Source organism: Zoogloea sp. LCSB751 (assembly GCF_002028455.1).
GTDB lineage: Bacteria > Pseudomonadota > Gammaproteobacteria > Burkholderiales > Rhodocyclaceae > Zoogloea.
Genome location: NZ_MWUM01000265.1, coordinates 1 through 265 on the forward strand (window position 1 = coordinate 1; position 265 = coordinate 265).

Here is a 265-nt window from a genome sequence, read left to right on the forward strand (position 1 = left end):
GTCTGCCCCCTTGACGTCAGCCCCCGCACCACCGGCACCGCCCGTGATACCCAGCCCGGTGATGACGTTGCCGGTAACCGGGGTAAACACCCCTTCGACGGCGCTGTCCGCATCGTTGTTGGCTGTCGGGGCATCATCGCTGATGACCACCTGGAGATTACCGGTACCAACATCCCCCGTGGCATCCGTGGCTGACACCACGAACAGCGGGCCATTGACCGTGTCATCATCCCCTTGCATGCTGTGCGTGAGCACATTGTCCTTG

The 265-nt window shown here is 62.6% G+C and carries 1 protein-coding gene; it reads right to left on the minus strand.

From position 1 onward, the window contains the following. Positions 1–240, minus strand: a 240-nt coding sequence (locus tag B4920_RS26590) for a hypothetical protein (protein WP_139379703.1), incomplete at its 3' end; no start/stop codon positions are given. Positions 241–265 lie beyond the last annotated feature (25 nt).